We start from the raw sequence: 22,122 nt of genomic DNA on the forward strand, positions 1-22,122 counted from the left end.
AGGGGCCGCGGCAGTTTTTTAGGCCTTGGCGGAGAACCGCCCGCGGTCGCTGCGGTTTGTGCGGATTTCCGCCCAGTTTTCGGTGGCCGACACTCGTGAAATCTGACCAGGGCCGCCCTCGTGGGATAGATCGAACGGTCGGCTGTTTCAGACCGTCGGTGAATACCCTTGAAACACCGCCGCGAACCGTGTTTTGGCACGAGGGTTGCGATTTGTCCCAGGTCTCATGGCGCATGCTGCGCCCAACACAAAATCAACTGGAGCCCTTATGGAGACTCTGATTCAACAGATCATCAACGGCCTGGTGCTGGGGAGCATGTATGCCCTCGTCGCTCTCGGCTACACGATGGTCTACGGCATCATCAACCTCATCAATTTCGCCCACGGCGAGATCCTGATGGTGGGCGCCATGGTCAGCTGGACGCTGGTCACGGCCTTGGCGGACTCCGGCATCCCTGGCTGGCTGCTGATGGTGATCGGGCTCGCGGCCGCCATCATCGTCTGCGCCACCTTGAACTTCGCGGTCGAGAAGATCGCCTACCGGCCGCTGCGCAATGCACCGCGCCTGGCGCCGCTGATCACGGCCATGGGCATGTCGCTGCTGCTGCAGGTGCTGGCGATGATCATCTGGAAGCCGAATCCCAAGCCCTTCCCGCTGCTGCTGCCGACCACGCCCTTCGACCTGGGCGGCCCCGTCATCACCGTTACGCAATGCCTGATCCTGGGCCTGACGGTCTGCATCCTGGCAGCCCTGATGTACCTCGTGAACTACACGCGCCTCGGCCGCGCGATGCGCGCCACCGCCGAGAACCCGCGCGTGGCCGGCCTCATGGGCGTGAAGCCCGACTTCATCATCTCCACCACCTTCGTCATCGGCGCCGCGCTGGCCGCCGTGGCTGGCCTCATGTGGGCCGCCAACTACGGCACGGTGCAGCACACCATGGGCTTCATGCCGGGCCTGAAAGCCTTCACCGCCGCGGTGCTGGGCGGCATCGGCAACCTGGCCGGCGCCGTCGTCGGTGGCGTGTTGCTGGGCCTGATCGAAGCGATTGGCGCCGGCTACCTCGGCGACCTGACCGGTGGCGTGCTGGGCAGCCACTACGCCGACATCTTCGCCTTCGTCGCCCTCATCCTCGTGCTGACGCTGCGCCCCTCGGGCCTGCTCGGCGAGCGTGTGGCCGATCGCGCCTGAAGGGAGCCAGGACATGGACACCAAAAAGATCTTCACCTTCCTCGCCGCCGCCATCGGCCTGCTGGTTGTGCCGTTGTTCGCACAGCAGCTCGGCAATGGCCCGGTCCGCATCATCGACCTGGCACTGCTGTATGTGCTGCTGGCGCTGGGGCTCAACATCGTCGTCGGCTATGCCGGCCTGCTCGACCTGGGCTACGTCGCGTTCTACGCGGTCGGCGCCTACATGTTCGCGTTGATGTCGAGCCCGCACCTCAGCGAGAACTTCGAGGCCATCCAGGCTGCGTTCCCGACGGGTCTGCATTCGCCGCTGTGGCTGGTCATTCCGGCCGGTGCGGCCCTGGCGGCCTTCTTCGGTGTGATGCTGGGGGCGCCAACGCTGAAGCTGCGTGGCGACTACCTGGCCATCGTCACGCTGGGCTTCGGTGAAATCATCCGCGTCTTCCTGAACAACCTGGAATACCCGATCAATGTGACCAATGGCCCGCGCGGCATCGGCCAGATCGACTCCTTCCACGTCTTCGGCGTGGACCTCGGCAAGTCCTGGGAAGTCTTCGGCTTCACGCTGCCTTCGGTGACGCTGTACTACTACCTCTTCCTGGCCCTCGTGGTGGCGGGCGTGGTGATCTGCTATCGCCTTGAGCAGTCGCGCATCGGCCGCGCCTGGATGGCCATCCGCGAGGATGAGATCGCCGCCAAGGCCATGGGCATCAACACCCGCAACCTGAAGCTGCTGGCCTTCGGCATGGGCGCCACCTTCGGCGGCGTGTCGGGCGCGATGTTCGCCAGCTTCCAGGGCTTCGTGTCGCCCGAGTCCTTCAGCCTGCAGGAGTCGGTCATGATCGTCGCCATGGTGGTGCTGGGTGGCATCGGCCATATCCCCGGCGTCATCCTCGGCGCGCTGATGCTGTCGGCCCTGCCCGAGGTGCTGCGCTACGTCGCCGGCCCGCTGCAGCAGATGACCGACGGCCGCCTGGATGCGTCCATCCTGCGCCAGCTGCTGGTGGCCCTGGCCATGATCGGCATCATGCTGGCCCGCCCGCGCGGCCTGTGGCCGGCGCCAGAGCACGGCAAGGTCGCTCCGCCGGCCGCCAAGTGAAGGGAGGGGACACCATGAGCATCCACGACAACATCGTTCTCAACGTCAGCGGCGCGTCCAAGCGCTTCGGCGGCGTGCAGGCCCTGTCCGACGTCGGCATCCAGATCCAGCGCGGCCAGGTCTACGGCCTGATCGGCCCCAACGGCGCCGGCAAGACGACCTTCTTCAACGTCATCACGGGGCTGTACACGCCCGACGGCGGCAGCTTCTCGCTGGGTGGAACGCCCTACACGCCCCAGGCCGTGCACCAGGTCGCCAAGGCCGGCATCGCCCGCACCTTCCAGAACATCCGCCTCTTCGCCGACATGACGGCCATCGAGAACGTCATGGTCGGCCGCCACATCCGCACCAGGTCCGGTCTCATCGGCGCGGTGTTCCGCACGCCGAAGTTCAAGGCCGAGGAGGCCGCCATCAAGGCCCGTGCCCAGGAGCTGCTGGACTATGTCGGCATCGGCAAGTACGCGGAATACAAGGCGCGCACGCTGAGTTACGGTGACCAGCGTCGCCTCGAGATCGCTCGCGCCCTCGCGACTGATCCGCAGCTGATCGCGCTGGACGAGCCGGCCGCCGGCATGAACGCGACCGAGAAGGTCGTGCTGCGCGAGCTCATTGACCGCATCCGCAACGACGGCCGCACCATCCTGCTCATCGAGCACGACGTGAAGCTGGTCATGGGCCTGTGCGACCGCGTGACGGTGCTGGACTACGGCAAGCAGATCGCCGAAGGCACGCCGGCGGAGGTGCAGAACAACGAGAAGGTCATCGAGGCCTATCTGGGCGCTGGCCACAAGCCGCATTGATGACCCACCCCCGTAGCGCTTCGCGCTCCCCCTCAAGGGGGCGCACCCAGTGGCCTGGCAAAGCCAGTTCCACGGGTGCCGCTGGGTAAATCACGACGTGAATCGAGAGATCGACATGACAACAAAGCAAACCCTGCTCAAGGTCAGCGGCCTGAAGGTCGCCTACGGCGGCATCCAGGCCGTCAAGGGCGTCAGCTTCGAGGTGCGCGAGGGCGAACTGGTGTCGCTGATCGGCGCCAATGGCGCCGGCAAGACGACGACGCTGAAGGCGGTCACCGGCCTGCAGCCGATTGCTGCCGGCAGCGTGGAATATCTCGGCAAGGCCATCAAGGGCCAGGGCGCCTGGGACCTGGCCAAGCAGGGCCTGGTCATGGTGCCGGAAGGCCGTGGCACCTTCACGCGCATGACCATCACCGAGAACCTGCAGATGGGCGCCTACAACCGCAAGGACGGCGAGATCCAGGCGGACATCGACAAGGTCTTCGGCCTGTTCCCGCGGCTGAAGGAGCGCGCCAAGCAGCTGGCCGGCACCATGTCCGGCGGCGAGCAGCAGATGCTGGCCATGGGTCGCGCGCTGATGGCCCGCCCCAAGGTGCTGCTGCTGGACGAGCCGTCCATGGGCCTGTCGCCCATCATGGTGGACAAGATCTTCGAGGTCGTGAACGACATCCACCAGCAGGGCGTGACGGTGCTGCTCGTCGAGCAGAACGCCAGCCGCGCGCTGCAACTGGCCAACCGCGGCTATGTGATGGAGTCGGGCGAAGTGACGATGGACGGCGAGGGCAGTGCGCTCTTGAACGACCCCAAGGTCCGCGCCGCGTATCTGGGCGAATAGATCTCCCACAGCAAAAAAACGCCCGGCACTGCCGGGCGTTTTGCTTTGCGGGGTCGGCAGCCGATCAGAGGCTGGCCACCACGCTGACGTCGGTCACGCCGGTCGCCACGCGGACCGTCTTGACGCTGGCCACCGGCGACGCCGGCGCCGTGCCGCCGGCCTGGCGGGCCATCTTCTTGAAGGTGCAGAGCATCTCGGTCTTGCTCAGCGACACGACGGCATAGCCCTGGGCGTCGCTGTCGACATGCTTGATCCAGGGGTTGTTGACCGTCGGCGGCACGCCCGTCGTCGAGTTGGCGAAGGGGTTGAGGCGCTTCACGACTTCCGACGCGGGCACGAAGTTGGCCGGGATGCCCAGGGCCGCAGCCAGCGACTGCTGAATCAGGCCGAACAGCGTCATCGCGGCGACCGACTTGCCGGCACCGGCCAGCGCGGCGATCGTGCCCGCGACGATGGTGCCCATATTGCCGTTCTGGGTCTCGTCGAAGGTGTTGATGATGGCCTTGGACAGCGTCGCCGTCGGCGCGAAGGCTGCCGCCGGCACCTTGCCGGCCAGGATGGCGCCCTGCACGGCGGCCTGGATGGCCGCGGTGTTGCTCAGGTCGGTCACGCCGGCGGCGATGGCGATGGCGGCGCTCAGCATCTGGATGGCAATGCCTTCGGCCTCGGCCTCGCTGGTCGCGACCAGCGGCTTCAGCGCTGCGAACGCCGGCTGGGTGGCCGCGCTGTAGAAGTAGCTGAAGTTGGAGTTGCTGGACACGCCGGCCGTGACGAGATCGACCATGGCCGGCACGGGCGTGGCGGCGTCGTAGTCGGCCATCACCACGCCGGCATAGAAGGCGTGGATGTCACCGGTGACGGCCACCACGTTCTTCACGCCCTTGGCGAGCAGCTGGCCCATCAGGTATTTGCGCTCGGCGTTGAAGCCGTCCCACTGGTCGGCGTTCAGCACGAACTTGGCCTTGAAGGCGGCGGGCGCGGTCGGGATCTTGTTGCCGTCCATGCCCATGCGCAGCAGCGAGACCTCGTTGCCCCAGACCTTCCACTGCGCGGTGGAGGTGGTCATGGTCTGCACCCACCACTGGCGCTGCGCGCCGCCGAGCACGCTGACCAGGGCCAGCGGGTCGGGCAGGGTGGCGCCGGCGGCGATCTTGGCGGCTTCGACGCCGGCCAGCGTGGCCTGCGGCACCAGATAGCGAGCGCCGATGGAGCCGACGGCCTGGCCCGTCAACGGGCTGGGCGCGGCTTCGGGGATGAGGTGGTCGGCGCGGTAGAGGCGCTGGTCGGTCATGACCAGGTGCATCAGCTTGCCGAACTTCAGGTCGCGGTAGATGCGGATGCCGGTGATGCCGGCGCCCGGGTCCAGCGTGAACGAGATGTCGGCCGGCATGTTCTCGAACCAGGCCTGGTTGGCCGCCAGGCGGCGCGGCGTCTGGGCGGTGTTGTCGCCGACCTGGGTCGTCGCATTGAACGTGCCGTTGTCGTAGGTCTCGCGGTCCTGCCAGCAGTCGTCGCTGAACTCGTGGTCGTCCCAGATGGCCACGAAGGCGAAGCGCTCGTGCAGGTTCTGCAGGCGGCGGTCGGTGCGGTAGCGCTTGTAGAGGTAGCGGTAGTCGGCGAGGGTCGTCGCGTACTTGCCACCCGTGGGCAGGGCCGTGCCGTTGGGCAGGGCCAGCGCTGCGTGGGCGCTCTCGACGCCACCGGCCTGGTAGTCCGCGCCCACGGCTTCGTAGATGTAGTCGCCCAGGTGGACGATGAAGTCGATGTTCTCCTGCGCCAGCGAGTCCATGCCGGCCCAGTGGTTCACGCTCCAGTCCTGGCAGGACACGAAGGCGAAGTTCAGCGCGCTGACGTCGGCGTCGTTGGCGGGCGCGGTCTTGAAGCGTCCCACGCGCGACGCCGTGCTGCCGGCCGTGAACTGGTAGTAGTAGACGGTGTTGGCCTGCAGGCCGCTGATGCGGTGGCGCAGGCTGTGGTCGTAGAACTCGTAGACCGGCACTTCGGCACTGGCGTCGACCGTGCCCGTCAGGGCCGAGGTCGTGCCCAGCAGGGCGGCATTGCCCGCGGCGCTGCTGATCTTCAGCGTCACGGTGTAGCTGCCGGCACCGGCAGCGCTGGTCACGTCATCGGCCGTGCTGGGCACCACGCGGGCCCACAGCACGGCGCCGTCCGGCTTGGGGTCGCCCGAGGCGACCGACTGCGGGAACTTGAAGCTGCCGCTGGCGGCGGCGGTCGCGGGCAGCGGCGTCGACGTGCCCGGGAACATGTCGGGCAGCGGCTGGATGGGCGTCCCGGCGTCGCCACCGCCGCCGCAGCCGACGAGGCTGGACAGGGCGGTGGAGGCGGTGATCAGGGCGCCCGCTTGAGCGGCGCTGCGGCGAAGAAAACTGCGGCGATCCATGATGTTCGCCTCCTCAGAACTTGTAGTTGAACTGGACACCGTAGATGGTGGCCTTGGAGCTGTAGTTGCCGCGCACGGTCGAGTAGGCGCAGTTGCAGGGCTGCACGCCATCGCCGTCGTCAGTCGCACTCATCGAGGCGTCCTTCAGCGTCACGTGGCCGAAGGAGAAGTCGACGCTGGCGCTGTCCATGAAGGCCCAGTTGGCGCCCAGGGCGTACCAGGTGCGCGCCGCATCCGGCAGGGCGGGGCCCCGCGTGGCCGCGGGCACGGGCGACATGTCCTTGCTGAAGCCGGTGCGCAGCGTCACGGAGGGCAGGGCCTTCCATTGCGCGCCGACCGAGACCTTGGTGCTGTCCTTCCAGTGTTCGGCCGTGATGGAGTCGGCGGTCGAGTTCGCGAAGTCGATGCGCAGCTGCTTCAGCTGCGAATCGCGGGTGATCGTGAAGTCGCCCATGACGGCGATGGTCGGCGTCAGCTGCTGGAAGCCATGCAGCGACAGCGACTCGGGCGTGCGCACCGAGAGGCTGGCATCGGAGTCGTTGTGATCCAGGGCCGACACGCCGTTGTAGGGCGCGGCGGTGATGGCCGCCAGCACGGTGGCCGGCAGGTTGCTGGGCTGCGTCCAGTCGCCATGGCCCTTGAGCTTCTGGGCGACGCTGCTGCGATAGCTCAGGCCGACGCGCGTGCCGGCCGCGGGTTCCCACAGCAGGGCGACGTTGAAGCCCAGGCCCCAGTTCTTGCCGTCGACGGCGATGGAGCCGTCATAGCTCGGGTCGCCGAAGATCTGTGCCGCCTGCTGCTGCAGTTGCAGGGCCAGGCCGGGCGCGCCGCCCACGGCCGCCTGATGGGCGGCGTTCAGCAGGCCCGCCGCGTAGACGGACGCATACGGCACCGCGCGCTTCAGCTTGCCTTCCATGTACTGCAGGTTCAGGCCGGCTGCCAGCGACAGCTCGGGCGTCGCCTTCCAGGCCACGTTCGGGTTGATCGACAGCGACTTCAGCTCGACCGATTGCAGGTTGTAGCGCCCGCCCCAGTTGGCCGGGTAGTTGAGCTTGGTGCCCCAGGGTACGAACACGCCCAGGCCGTAGGCCAGGCCGTCGTCGCCCTGATAGCTGAGATACATATGCGGCACCGCCTGGCCCTTGGCGAAGCTCATGGTGTCGCCGGCCGTGCTGGTCGGGCGCGGCGCGAAGCCGGAACCGGGCAGGGAGATGTAGGAACCCGCGTCGGTGAACTTGGTCTTGGGGTCGACGTAGTCGAGCACGCCGGAGAAGTTCCAACCCTTGAGCCGCGTGATGCCGGCGGGGTTGGCGAACAGGGTGCTGGCGTCGGCCGCTTCAGCGCCGTTGGCGTTGGCGGTGCCTTCGGCAGCGGCGCTCTGGGTGCCGAAACGGTAGCCGGCGGCCTGGGCCGTCAGGGCCAGGGGCAGCAGCGCAAGGGCGACCAGCAACGGGCGCAGCGCGCCCGCGGGACGTGGATTTCTCATGATGGGTCTGTCTCCGTAATCGTGCGTAACCGCAGCGGATTGTGCGTAGCGACGATGTCACGCGGAGGACAAACCCGTCCAGGGAAACCCTGGACCCGAGAGGGCTCTCTAGATGTTGGCTGGGCGCAACCACCCAGCCAACCTAGGGATGACTCAGGCGCCGCGGACGAGCTTGGAGCGGGCCCAGTCGTCGGCCACGCGGGCCGGCGTCGAGTCGGCCGTCTGGACGCGCTGCAGCAGTTCCTCGACACGCTCGGCGATCTTGCTGACCTCGGCCATCACGGCCTTTTCTTCGCCCTCGTTGCGGTACTCGCGGGCGACGCTGATGATGCCGCCGGCGTTCACCAGGTAGTCGGGCAGATAGCAGATACCGCGGCGCTGCAGCGCGTCGCCGTCGGCCGGCGTGGCGAGCTGGTTGTTGGCGGCGCCGGCGACGAGCTTGGCGCGCAGCGTCGGCACGGTCTGCTCGTTCAGCGAGGCGCCCAGGGCGCAGGGGGCCAGCACGTCGACGTCGACGGCCAGGATGTCGGCCACGCTGACGGCGGTGGCGCCGAACTGGGCCACGGCGCGCTCGACCTTGGCCGAGTCGACGTCGGCCACGACCAGCTTGGCACCGGCCTGGTGCAGGAATTCGGCCAGATGCCAGCCGACGGCGCCCAGGCCTTGCAGGGCGACGCGCACACCGTCAAGCGACGAACGGCCCAGCACGAGGCGGGCGCCGGCCTGGATGGAGACGAAGACGCCCCAGGCCGTCTTGGGGCTGGGGTCGCCACCGAAGGCAGCTTCGCGCGGGATGCCGCTCACATAGGGCGTCATGGCCTGCATGCCGCGCATGTCGGCGGTCGTCGTGCCGACGTCCTCGGCGGTGATGTAGGCGCCGTTCAGCGACTGCACGGCGCGGCCGAAGGCGGCGAACAGGGCGGGGCGGTCGAACTGACCCTCGGGCTTCAGGATGACGGCCTTGCCGCCGCCGAAGGGCAGGTCGGCCAGCGCATTCTTCAGGCTCATGCCCTGGGACAGGCGCAGCGCGTCGTTCAGCGCGGCGGCTTCGGATTCGTAGTGCCAGAGGCGGCAGCCGCCGAAGGCGGGGCCGCGGGCGGTGCTGTGCACGGCGAGGATGGCCTTGAGGCCGGTGGCCGGGTCGGTGGCGAGCAGCACGCGCTCGTGGGCAGCTTGCTCGGGCAGGCCGAAGAGGGAGGTCGGGGTCATGACGGTGGGCGCTTTTGGCGCGGCAGTAGATGGACAAACGGCCACGCTTTTGGCGCGGCCGTTCGGGATTCTACGGATCTGGTGTCAGGGCCGGATCAGGGCCCCTGGAACCCGCCGCTTCGCAGCGTGATGACCAGGGTGTCGCGCCAACCGCGTTCGCCCGGCTCCACCGGCTGGATGGGCGTGGTCTCGTGGATGACGCGGGCGTCGTCCAGCAGCAGCGCCGTCCAGGGCTGGGTCATGGTGAAGCGCTGGCCGGCCGGGCCGTGGGCCTGGAAGACGCGCGACTCGCCGCCCTTGATGCCATGGCGGCCCACGAACAGCACTGCCACCAGGTCCACGCCGTCGCGGTGGGCGCCTTCGGGCGTGGGGCGACCAATGCCGTCGCTGGTGTCGATGCGGAAGGGGTGAGCCTCGATGAACCAGGCCTGCTCGCCCTTGAGCGCCGAGGCCGTCTTCGCCAGGCCCAGCAGCAGGGCCGTCCAGGCGGGCGAAGTGACCATCTCCTGGCCCAGCGGCACGAACCAGCGCTGGATGCCGCCGTGCAGGGCGTTGTAGTCCAGCGGCTGCCAGTGGGCGCGGTGGGGGGCCAGCGTCAGCGTGCCGCCCTCGGCGACGAAACAGCCGTGGCGGCGGAAGCGGTAGCGGCCGCCGTCGCGCAGATAGCCGTCGGGTGGCAGGTCGTCCCAGCAGGGGCGCAGCGCCTCGAGCTCGGCCGCCGACACGCCCAGCACGTCGAGCGACGCGGGCGCCAGCACGGCCTCGCCGTTGCGCTGCAGGGCGCCGACGACGTCGGCAGGATCGGTCCAGGGCGGCTCGAACATCGCGTTCAGCCTGCCGCGTGCTTGTCGGCTTCGGAGGTGAACGCGTCCGCGTAGAACTCTTCGTCAGGCAGCTTGCATTGGGCGACGAAATCCTTGTGCGCCGACTCGACCATGATGGGCACGCCGCAGGCATAGACCTGGTGGCCGGAGAGATCGGGATGATCTTCCATGACGGCGCGGTGGACGAAGCCGCTGCGGCCGGTCCAGCCGGCATCCGGCTCGGACAGCACCGGCACATAGCTCAACGTCGGCCACTCTTTGGCGATCTGCGCGGCCCAGTCGTTCAGGTAGAGGTCGGCCTGCTTGCGGGCGCCCCAGTACAGCACCATGGGGCGGGTCGACTCGATGTGGCGGGCCCGCTCGATGATGGCCTTGATGGGCGCGAAACCCGTGCCGCTGGCCAGCAGCACGATGGGCTTGGTCGCATCCTCGCGCAGGAAGAAGCTGCCGAAGGGGCCTTCCATGCGCAGGATGTCCTTTTCCTTCAGTGCGCCGAAGACGTGGTCGGTGAACTTGCCGCCCGGCATGTGGCGGATGTGCAGCTCGATCTGGCCCGGCAGCGAGTGCGGCGCATTGGCCATGGAGTAGCTGCGGCGCGAGCCGTCGCGCAGGATGAACTCGACGTACTGGCCGGCGCGGAACTGGAAGTTCTGGTTGGCGGCCAACTGCATGGTCAGCACGGCCACGTCGGCAGCAGGCTTCAGGATCGTCGTCACGCGGCTGGGCAGCTTCAGCACCGGGAACTCGCCGGCACCCGGCACGGTGCGGGCTTCGAGGGTGCAGTCGGTCTGGGGGCGGGCGCAGCAGGTCAGCACGAAGCCAGCGGCTTCTTCCTCGGCCGACAGGGCTTTGGGCTGATGGTTGCCGTGGATGACGGCGCCTTCGAGCAGCTTGCTCTTGCAGGAGCCGCAGGCGCCGTCCTTGCAGCCATAGGGCAGGCCGACGCCGTTGCGGATGGCGGCGGCGAGCAGGGTGTCGTCGCCCTCGGTCTGGTAGACGCGGCCGGCGGGCTGGATGGTGATCTGGTGGGACATGGTTTCCAAAAAGGCAGCGGCCCCGCATGAGATTCCCGGGGCCGTAGACTGCCCACTATTTTGCCCGAGAGACATGTTGACCCCCACGCTCGCAGGGCGAGCTGCCCCCGAGGGGGCGCTCAGCGCCTTCGGGCGGCCGTGCGCCGCTGATATGACCCCACGACTCCTCATCATTGGCTGTGGCGACGTCGGCCTGCGAGTGCTTGAAGCTCTGGCTGGCCGCTGGCGCGTGTTCGCATTGACGTCCAGCCCGGCGCGCTCGGCCGAGCTGCGCGCGGCCGGTGCCGTGCCGCTGGTGGGCAATCTGGATGAGCCAGCAACGCTGGCGCGGCTGGCTGGGCTGGCCGACTTGGTGTTGCACCTGGCACCGCCGGCGCGCGAGGGTGACACGGACGAGCGCACCCGCCATCTGCTGGCGGCTCTGGCGCGCCGGCCGCCGCAAGCCCTCGTGTACGCGAGCACGACCGGCGTTTACGGCGACTGCGGCGGCGACTTCATCGATGAGACACGGGCGCTGAATCCGGCCACCGACCGCGCGGCGCGGCGCGTCGATGCCGAAGCCCAGCTGCGCGCCTTCGGTCGCCGCCATGGCACCCGCATCAGCCTGCTGCGCATCCCGGGCATCTACGCCCGCGACCGCGAGGGTGGTCATCCGCGCGAGCGGCTGGCGCGGGGGACGCCGGTGCTCAGGCGGGAGGATGATGTGTTCACCAACCACATCCAGGCCGACGACCTGGCTCGCGCCTGCCTGCTGGCGCTGCTGCGCGGCCTGCCTCAGCGCGCCGTCAATGTCTGCGACGACAGCCAGTTGCTGATGGGCGACTACTTTGACCTGGCCGCAGACCTGACCGGCTTGCCGCGGCCGGCGCGCATCACACGCGCCGAGGCCGGCGAGACCATGAGCGCCATGCAGTTGAGCTTCTGGAGCGAATCACGTCGCCTGGCCAACACGCGGCTCAAGCGCGAACTGCGCCTGAAGCTGCACTACCCGACGCCGCGAGAAGGGCTCTAGCCGCGCCGCCGCGGCGAGCGCCAGTGGCGGATCAGCAGCCAGGCGCCCAGCATGCCGCCCAGATGGGCGAAGTGGGCGACGCTGCTGGAGCGGCTGAAGCCGAGGATGAGTTCCAGCCCGCCGAAGATGGCGACGAAGTACTTGGCCTTCATCGGGATCGGCGGGATCAGCGGCACGATGATGCGGTTGGGGAACAGCATGCCGAAGGACAGCAGCAGGCCGAAGATGGCGCCCGAGGCGCCCACCGTCGGCGCATGGGTGCCGATGGCCCAGGTGAACAGCAGTTGCACGGCCGCGGCGCTCAGCGTGCTGGCCACCAGGATCTGCGTGTAGCGCTTGGGCCCCCAGACCCGCTCCAGTTCACCGCCGAACATCCACAGGCCCAGCATGTTGAACAGCAGATGCTCGAAGCTGCCGTGCAGAAAGGCGTAGCTCAGCACCTGCCAGGGCATGAAGAGACCGGAGTTCAGCGGCCAGAGCTGGAACCAGAGCGCGAAAGCGCGAAAAGGTGCGAGCTCAAAGAGGCAAAAGACGCCGACGCAGGCCAGGATGAAGGCTTTGGTGACCGAAGGCAGCGGGGGCATGGAGCGTGGCGACGCGCCCGGGGCGGGCGCCTGCACCGGAAGGGCCGGTGCTTACCATTTTGAGTATGCCAGGGACTGGCCAGCCGTTTCGTTGGTGCCTCGGGCCGGACTCGAACCGGCACACCTTGCGGCGGGGGATTTTGAGTCCCCTGCGTCTACCGATTTCGCCACCGAGGCCCGTCGGAAACTGCTGACTCGCCAGCGCGGCGAGAGGGGCTGGATTATGCACTCGCCAAGGCTTGGTCTTTGAACCGGGGCCACAATCGTCGCCATGAACTATCCGACCCTCGAAGACGTCATCGGTGCGACCCCCCTGGTGCGACTGCAGCGCCTGCTCGGCGACGACGCCCGCGGCAATGTCATCCTGGCCAAGCTGGAGGGCAACAACCCGGCCGGCTCGGTGAAGGACAGACCGGCCATCAGCATGATCAAGCGCGCCGAGGAGCGCGGCGAGATCAAGCCCGGCGACACGCTGATCGAGGCGACCTCGGGCAACACCGGCATCGCCCTGGCCATGGCGGCCGCCATCCGCGGCTACCGCATGGTGCTGATCATGCCGGAGGACCTGTCCATCGAGCGCGCCCAGACCATGAAGGCCTTCGGCGCCGAGCTCATCCTGACGCCCAGGACCGGCGGCATGGAATACGCCCGCGACCTGGCCGAGCAGATGGCGCAGGAGGGCAAGGGTCGGGTGCTGGACCAGTTCGCCAACGCCGACAACCCGCGCGCCCACTACGAGAACACCGGCCCCGAGCTGTGGAAAGACACCGGCGGCCAGATCACCCATTTCGTCAGCGCCATGGGGACGACGGGCACCATCACCGGCGTGTCGCGCTTCCTGAAGGAGCAGAACCCGGCCGTGCGCATCGTCGGCGCCCAACCGGCCGAGGGTTCGCGCATCCCGGGCATCCGCAAATGGCCCGAGGCCTACATGCCCAAGATCTACGACCCGAGCGGCATCGACGAGCTGGTGCTGGTCAGCCAGAGCGATGCCGAAGACATGGCGCGCCGCCTCGCCCGTGAGGAAGGCCTGTTCGCCGGCATCTCGGCGGCTGGCGCCTGCTGGGTGGCCCTGCAGATCGCGCGCCGCGTCGAGAACGCGACCATCGCCTTCATCGTCTGCGACCGCGGCGACCGCTATCTGTCGACGGGCGTCTTCCCTGCATGACGGCCTTCAAGTTCTGCCCGCTCTGCGCGAGCGAACTGGCCCTGATCACCCAGGCCGAGGACGGCGGCGACAAGGAGCGCCTGCGTTGCCCGGCCTGCACGTTCACGCACTGGAACAACCCGACCCCCGTGCTGGCTGCCGTCATCGAATGCACCGACCGTGAAGGCCGGGTGCTGCTGGCGCGCAATGCGGCCTGGCCCGGGCGCTTCTTTGGCCTGATCACCGGCTTCATGGAGGCCGGCGAATCGCCCGAGGAGGGCATCCGGCGCGAAATCGCCGAGGAGACTTCGCTGGAGGTCGATTCGCTGCAATTGCTCGGCGTCTGGGACTTCCAGCGCATGAACCAGATCATCATTGCCTACCACGCGGCGGCGCGTGGCGAGATCCACCTGTCACCCGAACTGGTCGAGTACAAGCTGATCGCGCCCGAGGACGTGCGCTGCTGGCCCCAGGGCACGGGCCAGGCGCTGGCGACCTGGCTGCGGTCCAGGAACATCGAGCCCCAGTGGCTAGCCCTCCCAGACATGAAGCGAGAATGAGGCGATGGACGTCCAACGCGAGATCGACACCCGGGGCCTGAACTGCCCCCTGCCCATCCTCAAGGCCAAGAAGGCCCTGGCCGAGATGCAGAGCGGCGAGCTGCTGCGCGTCGTCGCGACCGACCCGAGCTCGACGCGCGACTTCCAGGCCTTTGCGCGCCAGACCGGCAATGAACTCGTGGCCCAGGAAACCCGGGCCGACGAGTTCATCCACGTCTTGCGACGCCGCTGAGAAAACCTGAGTCAGTTGGGGACAGAGCGGCTCGCTACGCTCGCTCGGTCAGTCCCTCAAGGCCTTAGAGATTCAGGTCCTTCAGGAACTCGCGGAAGCCCGGGCCCAGTTGCGGGTGGGCGAGGGCCAGTTCGACATTGGCCTGCAGGAAACCTTCCTTGCTGCCGCAGTCATAGCGCTTGCCTTCGTAGCGGTAGGCGAACACCTTCTCGCGGCGCAGCAGGCCGGCGATGCCGTCGGTCAGCTGGATCTCGCCACCCACGCCGCGCGGCTGATTGGCGATCTCGTGGAAGACGCCCGGCGTCAGGATGTAGCGGCCGGCCACGCCCAGGCGTGACGGTGCCACTTCCGGTGCCGGCTTCTCGACGATGCGGTTGACGTCCATCAGGTTGTCGTTGACCTGCGTGCCGGCCACGATGCCGTAGCGGCGGGTGTGCTCGGCCGGCACTTCCTGCACGGCCAGGATGGAGGCGCGCCAGTCGGCGAACTGCTCGACCATCTGCTTCAGGATGGGCCGGTCCGGAGTCGGGCCCACCATCAGGTCGTCGGCCAGCAGCACGGCGAAGGGCTCGTTGCCCACCAGGCGCTGGCCGCAGAGCACGGCGTGGCCGAGGCCGAGGGCCTGGGCCTGGCGGACATAGATGCATTCCATGTCATCGGGCTTGACCGAGCGCACCACGTCCAGCAGCTCCTGCTTGCCGGACTGCTCCAGGGCGACCTCCAGCTCGAAGGTCATGTCGAAATGGTCTTCGATGGGGCGCTTGTGGCGGCCGGTCACGAAGATCATCTCGCGCACGCCGGCCGCATAGGCTTCCTCGACGGCGTACTGGATCAGCGGCTTGTCGACGACGGGCAGCATCTCCTTGGGCTGTGCCTTGGTGGCCGGCAGGAAGCGGGTGCCGAGGCCGGCGACCGGGAAGATGGCTTTGGTGATCGGCGATTTGGACGAGGAGGCCATGGGCATACACTGGTTTGACAGGGTCGCGAAGATTGTGTCACGGGGGTTGTGACGCTCTGACCCTTGTGTCGGGCACATACAAACAATGACAGTCCTGATCCTGGAACCGTTGGAAGCCGAGGTGGTGCAGTGGCTGGCCGAGCGCCATGACGCCTGCTTTGCGCCCGAGCTGGTTGGCGACAAGCATGGCCTGCTGGACGCCTTGCGCGAGTCGCGCGCCCTGATCGCGCCGCCCGAGGTGAGGGTGGACGCCGACCTGCTGCGCGGGGCGCCGACGCTGTGCGCCATCGGCCGGGCCAGTGGCGGCGCCGAGAACATCGACATCGAGGCCTGCCGCAAGGCCGGCGTGGAGGTGGTGCGCTCCCAGAGCTCGACGGCCAGCGCCGAGGCTGAATTCGCCATCGGTGCGCTGCTCAGCCTGCTGCGCCGCGTGCCCGTGGAAGGCAGCGACGGCCTCAAGGTGGGCCGTGAGCTGGGTTGCTCCACGATTGGCGTGCTGGGCATGACGCCGACCGCCCAGGTGCTGGCCCAACTGCTGCACGCCTTCGGTTCGCGCGTCATCGGCTACGACCCCGGCATGCATCCCAGCGACGCGACCTGGGCGCGCTGGGGCATCGAGTCGGTCTCCTTGAGCGACCTCGTCGAGCACAGCGACGGCGTGGTGCTGCTGCTGCCCTATTTCGAGCGCTTTCGTGGCCTCGTCGGCGAGCGCCAGCTGGAGAACACGCGGGCCGGCCAGGTGCTGGTCGGCCTCAGCCACTCCAGCATCTTCGAGGAGGCCGCCCTGGGCCGGGCCCTGCGCAGCGGCAAGCTGCGTGCGGCCTGGTTCGACAGCCTGGAGCCGGGCTGGCTGGAGATGGGCCGGCCGCTGCATGGCGTCTCGACCCTGCAGGTGACGCCGCGTTTGGCGGGCACGACGCGCGAGTCGCGGGTGCGCGCCGCCTGGGCGGTGGCGCGCGGCCTGGACGAGTTGCTGGGCGCGCCGCCCAGGGGCAACAAGAAAAAGGCCGCCAGCAAGGCGGCCATCGACTTCTACTGAAGCTTCAAGCGGACAGGCGGGCGAGCTGCTCGGTCAGCCGCACAACCGTGGCCTGGTAGTCGGTCAGGCGAGCGCGCTCCTGCTCGACGACGGCAACCGGCGCTCGTGCGACGAAGCTCTCGTTGCCGAGCTTGGCCTCGATCTTGACGATCTCGCCTTCCAGTCGGGTCTTCTCCTTGGTCAGGCGGGTGCGCTCGGCCTCGACGTCGATCTCGACCTTCAGCGCCAGCTTGGCGGCACCGTGCAGCAGCACCGGCGAGGTCGCGCTCTGCTTGGCGAACTCGGTGTCGTCGGCAATCAGTTCGACGGCGGCCAGCTTGGCCAGCACCTTCAGCACTGCAGCCGCTTCGGTCAGGAAGCTGAGGTCACCGCCCACCAGCAGCGGCACGCGGTCGCTCGGGCTGAGGTTCATTTCGCTGCGCAGGCTGCGCGTCGTGCCGACGACTTCCTTCAGCTGTGCCATCCAGGCATCCGCACTGGCGTCGATGCGCTCGGGCTGGGCGACGGGGTAGGGCGCCTGGCCGATGTAGTCGACGGTCTTGCGGCCGGCCACGGGGGCGACGGTCTGCCACAGCTCTTCGGTGATGAAGGGGGCGATGGGGTGCAGCAGGCGCAGCGTGGTCTCCAGCACACGGATCAGCGTGCGGCGGGTGGCGCGCTGCTGGCTCTCGTCACCGGTCTGGATCTGCACCTTGGCGATCTCCAGATACCAGTCGCAGTACTCGTCCCAGACGAAGCTGTAGATGGCGTTCGCCACGTTGTCGAGGCGGTACTCGGCGAAGCCCTGGGCCACGACGGCTTCGACGCGCTGCAGTTCGCTGGTGATCCAGCGGTCGGCCTGGCTGAACTTGTTGTAGCCGGGCGGGCAGTGGCCTTCGGCGTGGGCGAGGCCACAGTCCTGGCCCTCGGTGTTCATCAGCACGAAGCGGGTCGCGTTCCAGAGCTTGTTGCAGAAGTTGCGGTAGCCCTCGCAGCGCTTGGTGTCGAAGTTGATGTTGCGGCCGAGCGAGGCGTAAGACGCCATCGTGAAGCGCAGCGCGTCGGCGCCATAGGCCGGCATGCCTTCAGGGAATTCCTTCTTCACGCGGGCGGCCACCTTGGGCGCCGTCTCGGGCTTGCGCAGGCCGACGGTCGATTTGGCCGTCAGCGTGTCGAGGTCGCAGCCTTGGATGAGGTCGACCGGGTCCAGCACATTGCCTTCGGACTTGCTCATCTTCTGGCCCTGCGAATCGCGCACCAGGCCGTGGATGTAGACGTCCTTGAAGGGCACCTGTCCGGTGAAATGGGTCGTCATCATGATCATCCGGGCGACCCAGAAGAAGATGATGTCGTAGCCGGTCACGAGCACGGAGGAGGGCAGGAAGAGTTCCTGCTCCAGCGTCTTCTGCGGCCAGCCCAGTGTCGAGAAAGGGACGAGCGCCGACGAGTACCAGGTGTCCAGCACGTCGGGGTCGCGCGTCAGCTCGCCGAGGTAGCCGGCGGCCTTGGCGCGGGCTTGCGCTTCTTCCTCGCTGCGTGCGACGAAGAGTTCACCGCCCGTGCCATACCAGGCCGGGATCTGGTGGCCCCACCACAGCTGGCGCGAGATGCACCAGTCCTGCAGATTGCCCATCCAGTGGTTGTAGGTGTTGACCCACTGCTCGGGGTGGAACTTGACCGCGCCGGTCTCCACCGCCGCGATGGCCTTGTCGGCAATGCTCTTGCCGTCGGCGCTGGGCTTGGTCACGGCGACGAACCATTGGTCGGTCAGCATGGGCTCGATGACCTGGCCGGTGCGCTCGCAGCGCGGCACCTGCAGCTTGTGCCTCTTGACCTCGACGAGCAGGCCTTGCGCCTCCAGGTCGGCCACCACGCGCTTGCGGGCGACGAAGCGGTCCAGGCCGCGGTAGGTCTCGGGGGCTTGATCGTTGATCTTGGCCTGCAGGTCCAGCACCGCGATCATCGGCAGCTTGTGGCGTTGGCCCACGGCGTAGTCGTTGGTGTCATGGGCCGGCGTGACCTTGACGACGCCGGTGCCGAATTCGCGGTCCACGTAGTCGTCGGCGATCACCGGAATCTCGCGATCCGTCAGCGGCAGCTTGACTTGTCTGCCGATCAGGGCGGTGTAGCGCTCGTCCTCGGGATGGACCATGACGGCCACGTCGCCCAGCATGGTCTCGGGGCGGGTGGTGGCCACGACGACCGAGCCGCTGCCGTCAGCCAGCGGATAGCGGATATGCCACAGCGAGCCGTCTTCCTCTTCCGACGACACCTCGAGGTCCGACACGGCGGACTGCAGCACAGGGTCCCAGCTCACCAGGCGCTTGCCGCGGTAGATCAGGCCTTCCTCGAACAGGCGGACGAAGGTCTCGACGACGACGGTCGAGAGCTTCTCGTCCATCGTGAAGTACTCATGGCCCCAGCTCACGGAGTCGCCCAGGCGGCGCATCTGGCTGGTGATGGTGTTGCCGCTCTCCTGCTTCCAGTCCCAGACGCGGGCGACGAAGTTCTTGCGGCCCAGGTCGTGGCGGCTCTGGCCGGCGGCCTGCAGCTGGCGCTCGACGACGATCTGCGTGGCGATGCCGGCGTGGTCGGTGCCCGGCACCCACAGCGTGTTGTCGCCCTTCATGCGGTGGTAGCGCGTCAGCGAGTCCATCACCGTCTGGTTGAAGGCGTGGCCCATGTGCAGCGTGCCGGTCACATTGGGCGGCGGCAGCTGGATGCTGAAGGAGGGCTTGGCCGGGTCCAGGGTCGGCTCATAGAGGCCGGCGGCTTCCCATTGGGGGCCCCAATGGGCTTCCAGGGCGGCGGGTTCGAAGGACTTGGCAAGTTCGGTCATCGCGGCGTCGCCCGCTGTGAAGCTGGGGCGAAAAGAGAGCTTTTCGGGGGCCCGCGATTGTAGGGGGCCGCACTGGGCGGCCCCCTCTGACGGTTCAGCGCGTCAGCAGCTTCAGTTGCAGCGGCGTGCCGCTGCTGAAGTCCAGGGCCATGTCGAAGCGCTCACCGGCGCGTACCGGCGGGCCGTAGAGGCTGTCCTGGGTGTCGAAGACCAGCACCAGGCGGTGGCCGGCCGGCACGTCGTAGCCGGTGGCGACCATGTCGAAGCTGAAGTCCTGCGACTGGCCCGGCGTGGCGGCGTGCACGGCGCGGGCGCCATGGGTGATCAGCGTGCCGAAGCCCACCAGGTCGACGTCATAGAGATAGGCCACCAGCATGCCGCGCTTCTGCGACGGGATGGCCTTGAGCTTCAGCGTCGGCGCGCCGCGCAGCTTCAGCGCCTGGCTGAGCCAGGGCCCCTCGTAGCGCACGCCGAAGGCCGGCAGCACGGTCGTCATCTGGTTGATGACCGGCAGGCCGACGCTCTCGGCGAGGGGCGATAGCACGGGGATAGGCCCGGTCGTGGCCGTCGTGTCCAGAGCGTTGTTGATGCTGTCGCGGCCGTTGGTGCTGCGGGTGCCGGTTTGCAGGTCGCCGGTGATGCCGCGCCAGCAGAAGCAGCCCAGCTCCCAGCGCACCGCGCCGCGCGGCGTGATCTGGTAGTCCAGGTTGCGCAGCTCGGGCGCCGGCCAGGTCGACAGGGTCTCCCGGTAGCTGGCGAACTTGGGCTGCAGCAGCACCTTGGGCTCGTTGTCGATGCCATTGGCCTGGCCCTTGAGCCAGCGGTCGAACCAGCGGTGGGCCTGGTCCCAGATCGCGTTGTCGACATCGAACAGCGCGCCCGGTATTTCAGCCGAAGCGTGGATGCCGGGTTGCAGCATCAGCTTCTTGGGCCCAGTCAGCTGGCTGAACAGGGCCAGCGAGGAGTTGGGCGAGAACATGTCGTCCTGCCAGTTCTTGCCGATGAAGACCGGCGCGCCGCGGGCATTGATGGCCGCCACGGCGCTGGCCGGCGAGCGCGGCCAGCCCCAGGCGGTGATCTCGGCGAGCTTGGACGCCGGCGTGTCGGGGTTCTGGATGGCGGCGTTGTACTCGGCCACGAGGGGATCCAGGCGGCCGGTCAACTGGCCGGAGATCTGCAGGATGTCCAGCCAGGTCGGGTTGGGCACCTGGTTGCGGTACATCTGGTCAAGCAGGGTCGCCCAGCCCGACAGGGCCGCGGCCGTCTTCAGCCGCGGCTCGGCGCCCAGGGCCAACAGCGACAGGCCGGCGCCATAGGAGATGCCGGCGGTGCCGACGCGGGCCGGGTCGGCCGGCGTCTGGGCCAGGGTCCAGTCCAGCACGCCGCTGACGTCGGCCACGTCCACCGGGCCGGCGACGCCGATGGTGCCTTCCGAGTCCCAGAAGCCGCGGGCCGTGTAGGCCACGGCGATATAGCCGTCGCGGGCCAGGCGCTGCTGCTGGCCCAGGTATTCGAAGAAGTCGGCCACGGCCCAGCTGGTGACGAAGATCACCGTCGGGTATTTGGTGGCCGAGCCGCTGCTGGCGCCGGCCGGCAGGAAGACATTGGCCGCCAGGCGCACGCCGTCGGGCCGCGTGACCTTGAGGCCGTTGAGGAAGCAGGTGCCGTCCTTGGGCGAGATCACGCCGGGCAGGGCCAGCGGCGTGGTGTAGGTGACGGCTTCCAGCGGCGTGGCGGCCCGGCAGCTCAGGTTGGCGGCCTGGGCGGATCCAAGAGCTAACAGGCAGCCCAACAGGGCCGCTCCCCGGGCGGCGCGGCGGCGCCAGCCCTGCAGAGAAACGTTCATGGCTTGTCTCCTCGGGGTTGATGTGAAGACGGTCGCCACCCCCGAAAAAAGCACGACCGTTCGTTCAATTTTTCGAGGTCCTGGCCGGCCGCCGACTGGGGAAATCCCGCCCGCCATGCTTGACGTTGTGGCGGCGGAACGTTCATGCGGGTTAGGGGAGGGCGACGTTGCGGCGAGCCGTGCTAGCGAGGCCCGTGGACGAAACAAAACGAAAAAAGGCGATACCGCGTCGAGATGCTCTGGCAGGCGCTAACGGGAAACATGCGTGCCATCCCAACCCCGGGCCTCGAGCGCCCTCCGGAGCACACCATGAACTTTTTTCGTCGCTGGCACGCCCACCACGAGTTCCATCACCACTTTGGCCACGGCCACCATGGCCATCATCTCGGCCGCCATGCTGATGGTTTCGCCCACCTCCTTATGGCCCGAGTCGGCGCCAAGCTGGACCTGGACAACGAGCAGCAGCGCCGCTTCGCCGCCTGGATCGAGCAGATCCAGAACCAGCGTGACGCCATGAAGGGCATGGCGCGCGGACCCGAGCTGGTCGGCCTCATCGCCGGCGAGCAGTTTCCGCGCGAGTCGGCCCAGCAGCTGCTGGACGCCAAGCTGGATGCGGTGCGCGCTGCCGGCCCCGGCCTCATCGGCGCCTTCGCCGACTTTTTCGATTCGCTGGACACCGAGCAGCGCCAGGTGCTGCGCTTCATGATGCGGCGCTTCAGCCATTCGCGCCGCCACGGCGACGCCGCTGCGAACTCGTGATGGACGCCCACTGCGGCAAGCAGCCGCGCGGCCTGTTCATGCCCCACATCGACCGCAACCGCTGCGAGGGCAAGGGCGACTGCGTGGCCGTCTGCCCCTTCAATGTCTTCACCTTGGGCAAGCTGGCGCCCGGGCAGCGCCAGGACCTGAACCTGTTCGGCAAGCTGCGCGGCATGGCGCACGGCTGGGAGCAGGCCTTCACGCCCAATGCCGCCGCCTGCGAGGCCTGCGGTCATTGCGTCAGCGCCTGTCCCGAGAAAGCCATCACCCTGGTTCGCGCCAAATAATCG

Annotated in this window: 20 protein-coding genes and 1 tRNA gene; 11 read left to right on the forward strand and 10 right to left on the reverse strand. The window is 68.1% G+C overall.

Going from position 1 to position 22,122, the window contains the following annotated elements; all coding sequences use genetic code 11:
- Positions 1-268: 268 nt before the first annotated feature.
- The 4 genes from AC3WOE_RS01735 (at position 269) to AC3WOE_RS01750 (ending at position 3,923) form a co-directional block, all read left to right on the forward strand.
- Complete coding sequence (locus AC3WOE_RS01735) at positions 269-1,192, forward strand: branched-chain amino acid ABC transporter permease (RefSeq protein WP_492687775.1); 924 nt, start codon at positions 269-271, stop codon at positions 1,190-1,192.
- Positions 1,193-1,205: 13 nt separating this feature from the next.
- The gene (locus AC3WOE_RS01740; RefSeq protein WP_492687776.1) at positions 1,206-2,288 is read left to right on the forward strand and encodes a branched-chain amino acid ABC transporter permease; all 1,083 of its coding nucleotides are present in this window, start codon (positions 1,206-1,208) and stop codon (positions 2,286-2,288) included.
- A gap of 14 nt (positions 2,289-2,302) precedes the next feature.
- The gene (locus AC3WOE_RS01745; protein WP_492687777.1) at positions 2,303-3,088 is read left to right on the forward strand and encodes an ABC transporter ATP-binding protein; all 786 of its coding nucleotides are present in this window, start codon (positions 2,303-2,305) and stop codon (positions 3,086-3,088) included.
- Between the two features lie 115 nt (positions 3,089-3,203).
- Positions 3,204-3,923, forward strand: coding sequence for an ABC transporter ATP-binding protein (locus tag AC3WOE_RS01750; protein WP_492687778.1), 720 nt, complete (start codon positions 3,204-3,206; stop codon positions 3,921-3,923).
- 64 nt (positions 3,924-3,987) lie between these two features.
- On the opposite strand, the gene AC3WOE_RS01755 is transcribed toward AC3WOE_RS01750, so the two are convergent.
- From AC3WOE_RS01755 to AC3WOE_RS01775, 5 genes are all read right to left on the reverse strand, one after another.
- A complete protein-coding gene (locus AC3WOE_RS01755) occupies positions 3,988-6,324 on the reverse strand; it encodes an alkaline phosphatase D family protein (RefSeq protein ID WP_492687779.1) in 2,337 nt (778 codons plus the stop codon).
- 13 nt (positions 6,325-6,337) lie between these two features.
- Positions 6,338-7,810 carry an OmpP1/FadL family transporter gene (locus tag AC3WOE_RS01760; protein ID WP_492687780.1) on the reverse strand — a complete coding sequence of 491 codons (1,473 nt, stop codon included), beginning with the start codon at positions 7,808-7,810 and terminating at the stop codon, positions 6,338-6,340.
- Positions 7,811-7,963: 153 nt separating this feature from the next.
- Positions 7,964-9,019, reverse strand: a complete 1,056-nt coding sequence (locus AC3WOE_RS01765; protein WP_492687781.1) for a Leu/Phe/Val dehydrogenase — start codon at positions 9,017-9,019, stop codon at positions 7,964-7,966.
- 95 nt (positions 9,020-9,114) lie between these two features.
- Positions 9,115-9,843 carry a 2OG-Fe dioxygenase family protein gene (locus AC3WOE_RS01770; protein WP_492687782.1) on the reverse strand — a complete coding sequence of 243 codons (729 nt, stop codon included), beginning with the start codon at positions 9,841-9,843 and terminating at the stop codon, positions 9,115-9,117.
- Between the two features lie 5 nt (positions 9,844-9,848).
- Positions 9,849-10,877 (reverse strand): CDP-6-deoxy-delta-3,4-glucoseen reductase, encoded by a 1,029-nt coding sequence (locus AC3WOE_RS01775; protein ID WP_492687783.1) that lies wholly within the window; start codon positions 10,875-10,877, stop codon positions 9,849-9,851.
- A gap of 151 nt (positions 10,878-11,028) precedes the next feature.
- Between AC3WOE_RS01775 and AC3WOE_RS01780 the strand changes: the two genes are divergently transcribed.
- Positions 11,029-11,889 carry an NAD-dependent epimerase/dehydratase family protein gene (locus tag AC3WOE_RS01780; RefSeq protein ID WP_492687784.1) on the forward strand — a complete coding sequence of 287 codons (861 nt, stop codon included), beginning with the start codon at positions 11,029-11,031 and terminating at the stop codon, positions 11,887-11,889.
- Here AC3WOE_RS01780 and AC3WOE_RS01785 read toward each other — a convergent pair.
- A complete protein-coding gene (locus tag AC3WOE_RS01785; RefSeq protein WP_492687785.1) occupies positions 11,886-12,473 on the reverse strand; it encodes a rhomboid family intramembrane serine protease in 588 nt (195 codons plus the stop codon). The two genes, AC3WOE_RS01780 and AC3WOE_RS01785, sit on opposite strands and share 4 nt — an antisense overlap.
- Positions 12,474-12,565: 92 nt before the next feature.
- Positions 12,566-12,650 (reverse strand) — tRNA-Leu (locus AC3WOE_RS01790).
- A 94-nt stretch (positions 12,651-12,744) separates the two neighbouring features.
- Here AC3WOE_RS01790 and cysM point away from each other — a divergent pair.
- Genes cysM through AC3WOE_RS01805 form a run of 3 tightly spaced genes read left to right on the forward strand, consistent with a single transcriptional unit; the run spans position 12,745 to position 14,412 of the window.
- On the forward strand, positions 12,745-13,641 hold the full coding sequence (cysM, locus tag AC3WOE_RS01795) for a cysteine synthase CysM (RefSeq protein WP_492687786.1): 897 nt from the start codon (positions 12,745-12,747) through the stop codon (positions 13,639-13,641).
- Positions 13,638-14,180 carry an NUDIX domain-containing protein gene (locus tag AC3WOE_RS01800; protein ID WP_492687787.1) on the forward strand — a complete coding sequence of 181 codons (543 nt, stop codon included), beginning with the start codon at positions 13,638-13,640 and terminating at the stop codon, positions 14,178-14,180. Before cysM ends, AC3WOE_RS01800 begins: the two co-directional genes overlap by 4 nt.
- A gap of 4 nt (positions 14,181-14,184) precedes the next feature.
- On the forward strand, positions 14,185-14,412 hold the full coding sequence (locus AC3WOE_RS01805) for a sulfurtransferase TusA family protein (protein WP_057299823.1): 228 nt from the start codon (positions 14,185-14,187) through the stop codon (positions 14,410-14,412).
- Between the two features lie 64 nt (positions 14,413-14,476).
- Here AC3WOE_RS01805 and galU read toward each other — a convergent pair whose 3' ends face one another.
- Positions 14,477-15,376: a UTP--glucose-1-phosphate uridylyltransferase GalU gene (gene galU, locus AC3WOE_RS01810; protein WP_492687788.1), complete on the reverse strand. Its 900-nt coding sequence runs from the start codon at positions 15,374-15,376 to the stop codon at positions 14,477-14,479.
- 79 nt (positions 15,377-15,455) lie between these two features.
- Here galU and AC3WOE_RS01815 point away from each other — a divergent pair, with 79 nt between their 5' ends.
- A complete protein-coding gene (locus tag AC3WOE_RS01815; RefSeq protein WP_492687789.1) occupies positions 15,456-16,409 on the forward strand; it encodes an NAD(P)-dependent oxidoreductase in 954 nt (317 codons plus the stop codon).
- 4 nt (positions 16,410-16,413) lie between these two features.
- On the opposite strand, the gene AC3WOE_RS01820 is transcribed toward AC3WOE_RS01815, so the two are convergent.
- A complete protein-coding gene (locus tag AC3WOE_RS01820; RefSeq protein WP_492687790.1) occupies positions 16,414-19,227 on the reverse strand; it encodes a valine--tRNA ligase in 2,814 nt (937 codons plus the stop codon).
- Positions 19,228-19,321: 94 nt separating this feature from the next.
- On the reverse strand, positions 19,322-21,073 hold the full coding sequence (locus AC3WOE_RS01825) for a CocE/NonD family hydrolase (RefSeq protein WP_492687791.1): 1,752 nt from the start codon (positions 21,071-21,073) through the stop codon (positions 19,322-19,324).
- Between the two features lie 309 nt (positions 21,074-21,382).
- Between AC3WOE_RS01825 and AC3WOE_RS01830 the strand changes: the two genes are divergently transcribed.
- Positions 21,383-21,832: a hypothetical protein gene (locus AC3WOE_RS01830; RefSeq protein WP_492687792.1), complete on the forward strand. Its 450-nt coding sequence runs from the start codon at positions 21,383-21,385 to the stop codon at positions 21,830-21,832.
- Positions 21,832-22,119, forward strand: coding sequence for an ATP-binding protein (locus AC3WOE_RS01835; RefSeq protein ID WP_492687793.1), 288 nt, complete (start codon positions 21,832-21,834; stop codon positions 22,117-22,119). The genes AC3WOE_RS01830 and AC3WOE_RS01835 overlap by 1 nt, the downstream gene beginning before the upstream one ends.
- The last annotated feature ends 3 nt before the right edge of the window (positions 22,120-22,122 follow it).

The sequence above is a fragment of the Roseateles sp. FW305-36 genome, from assembly GCF_058787015.1.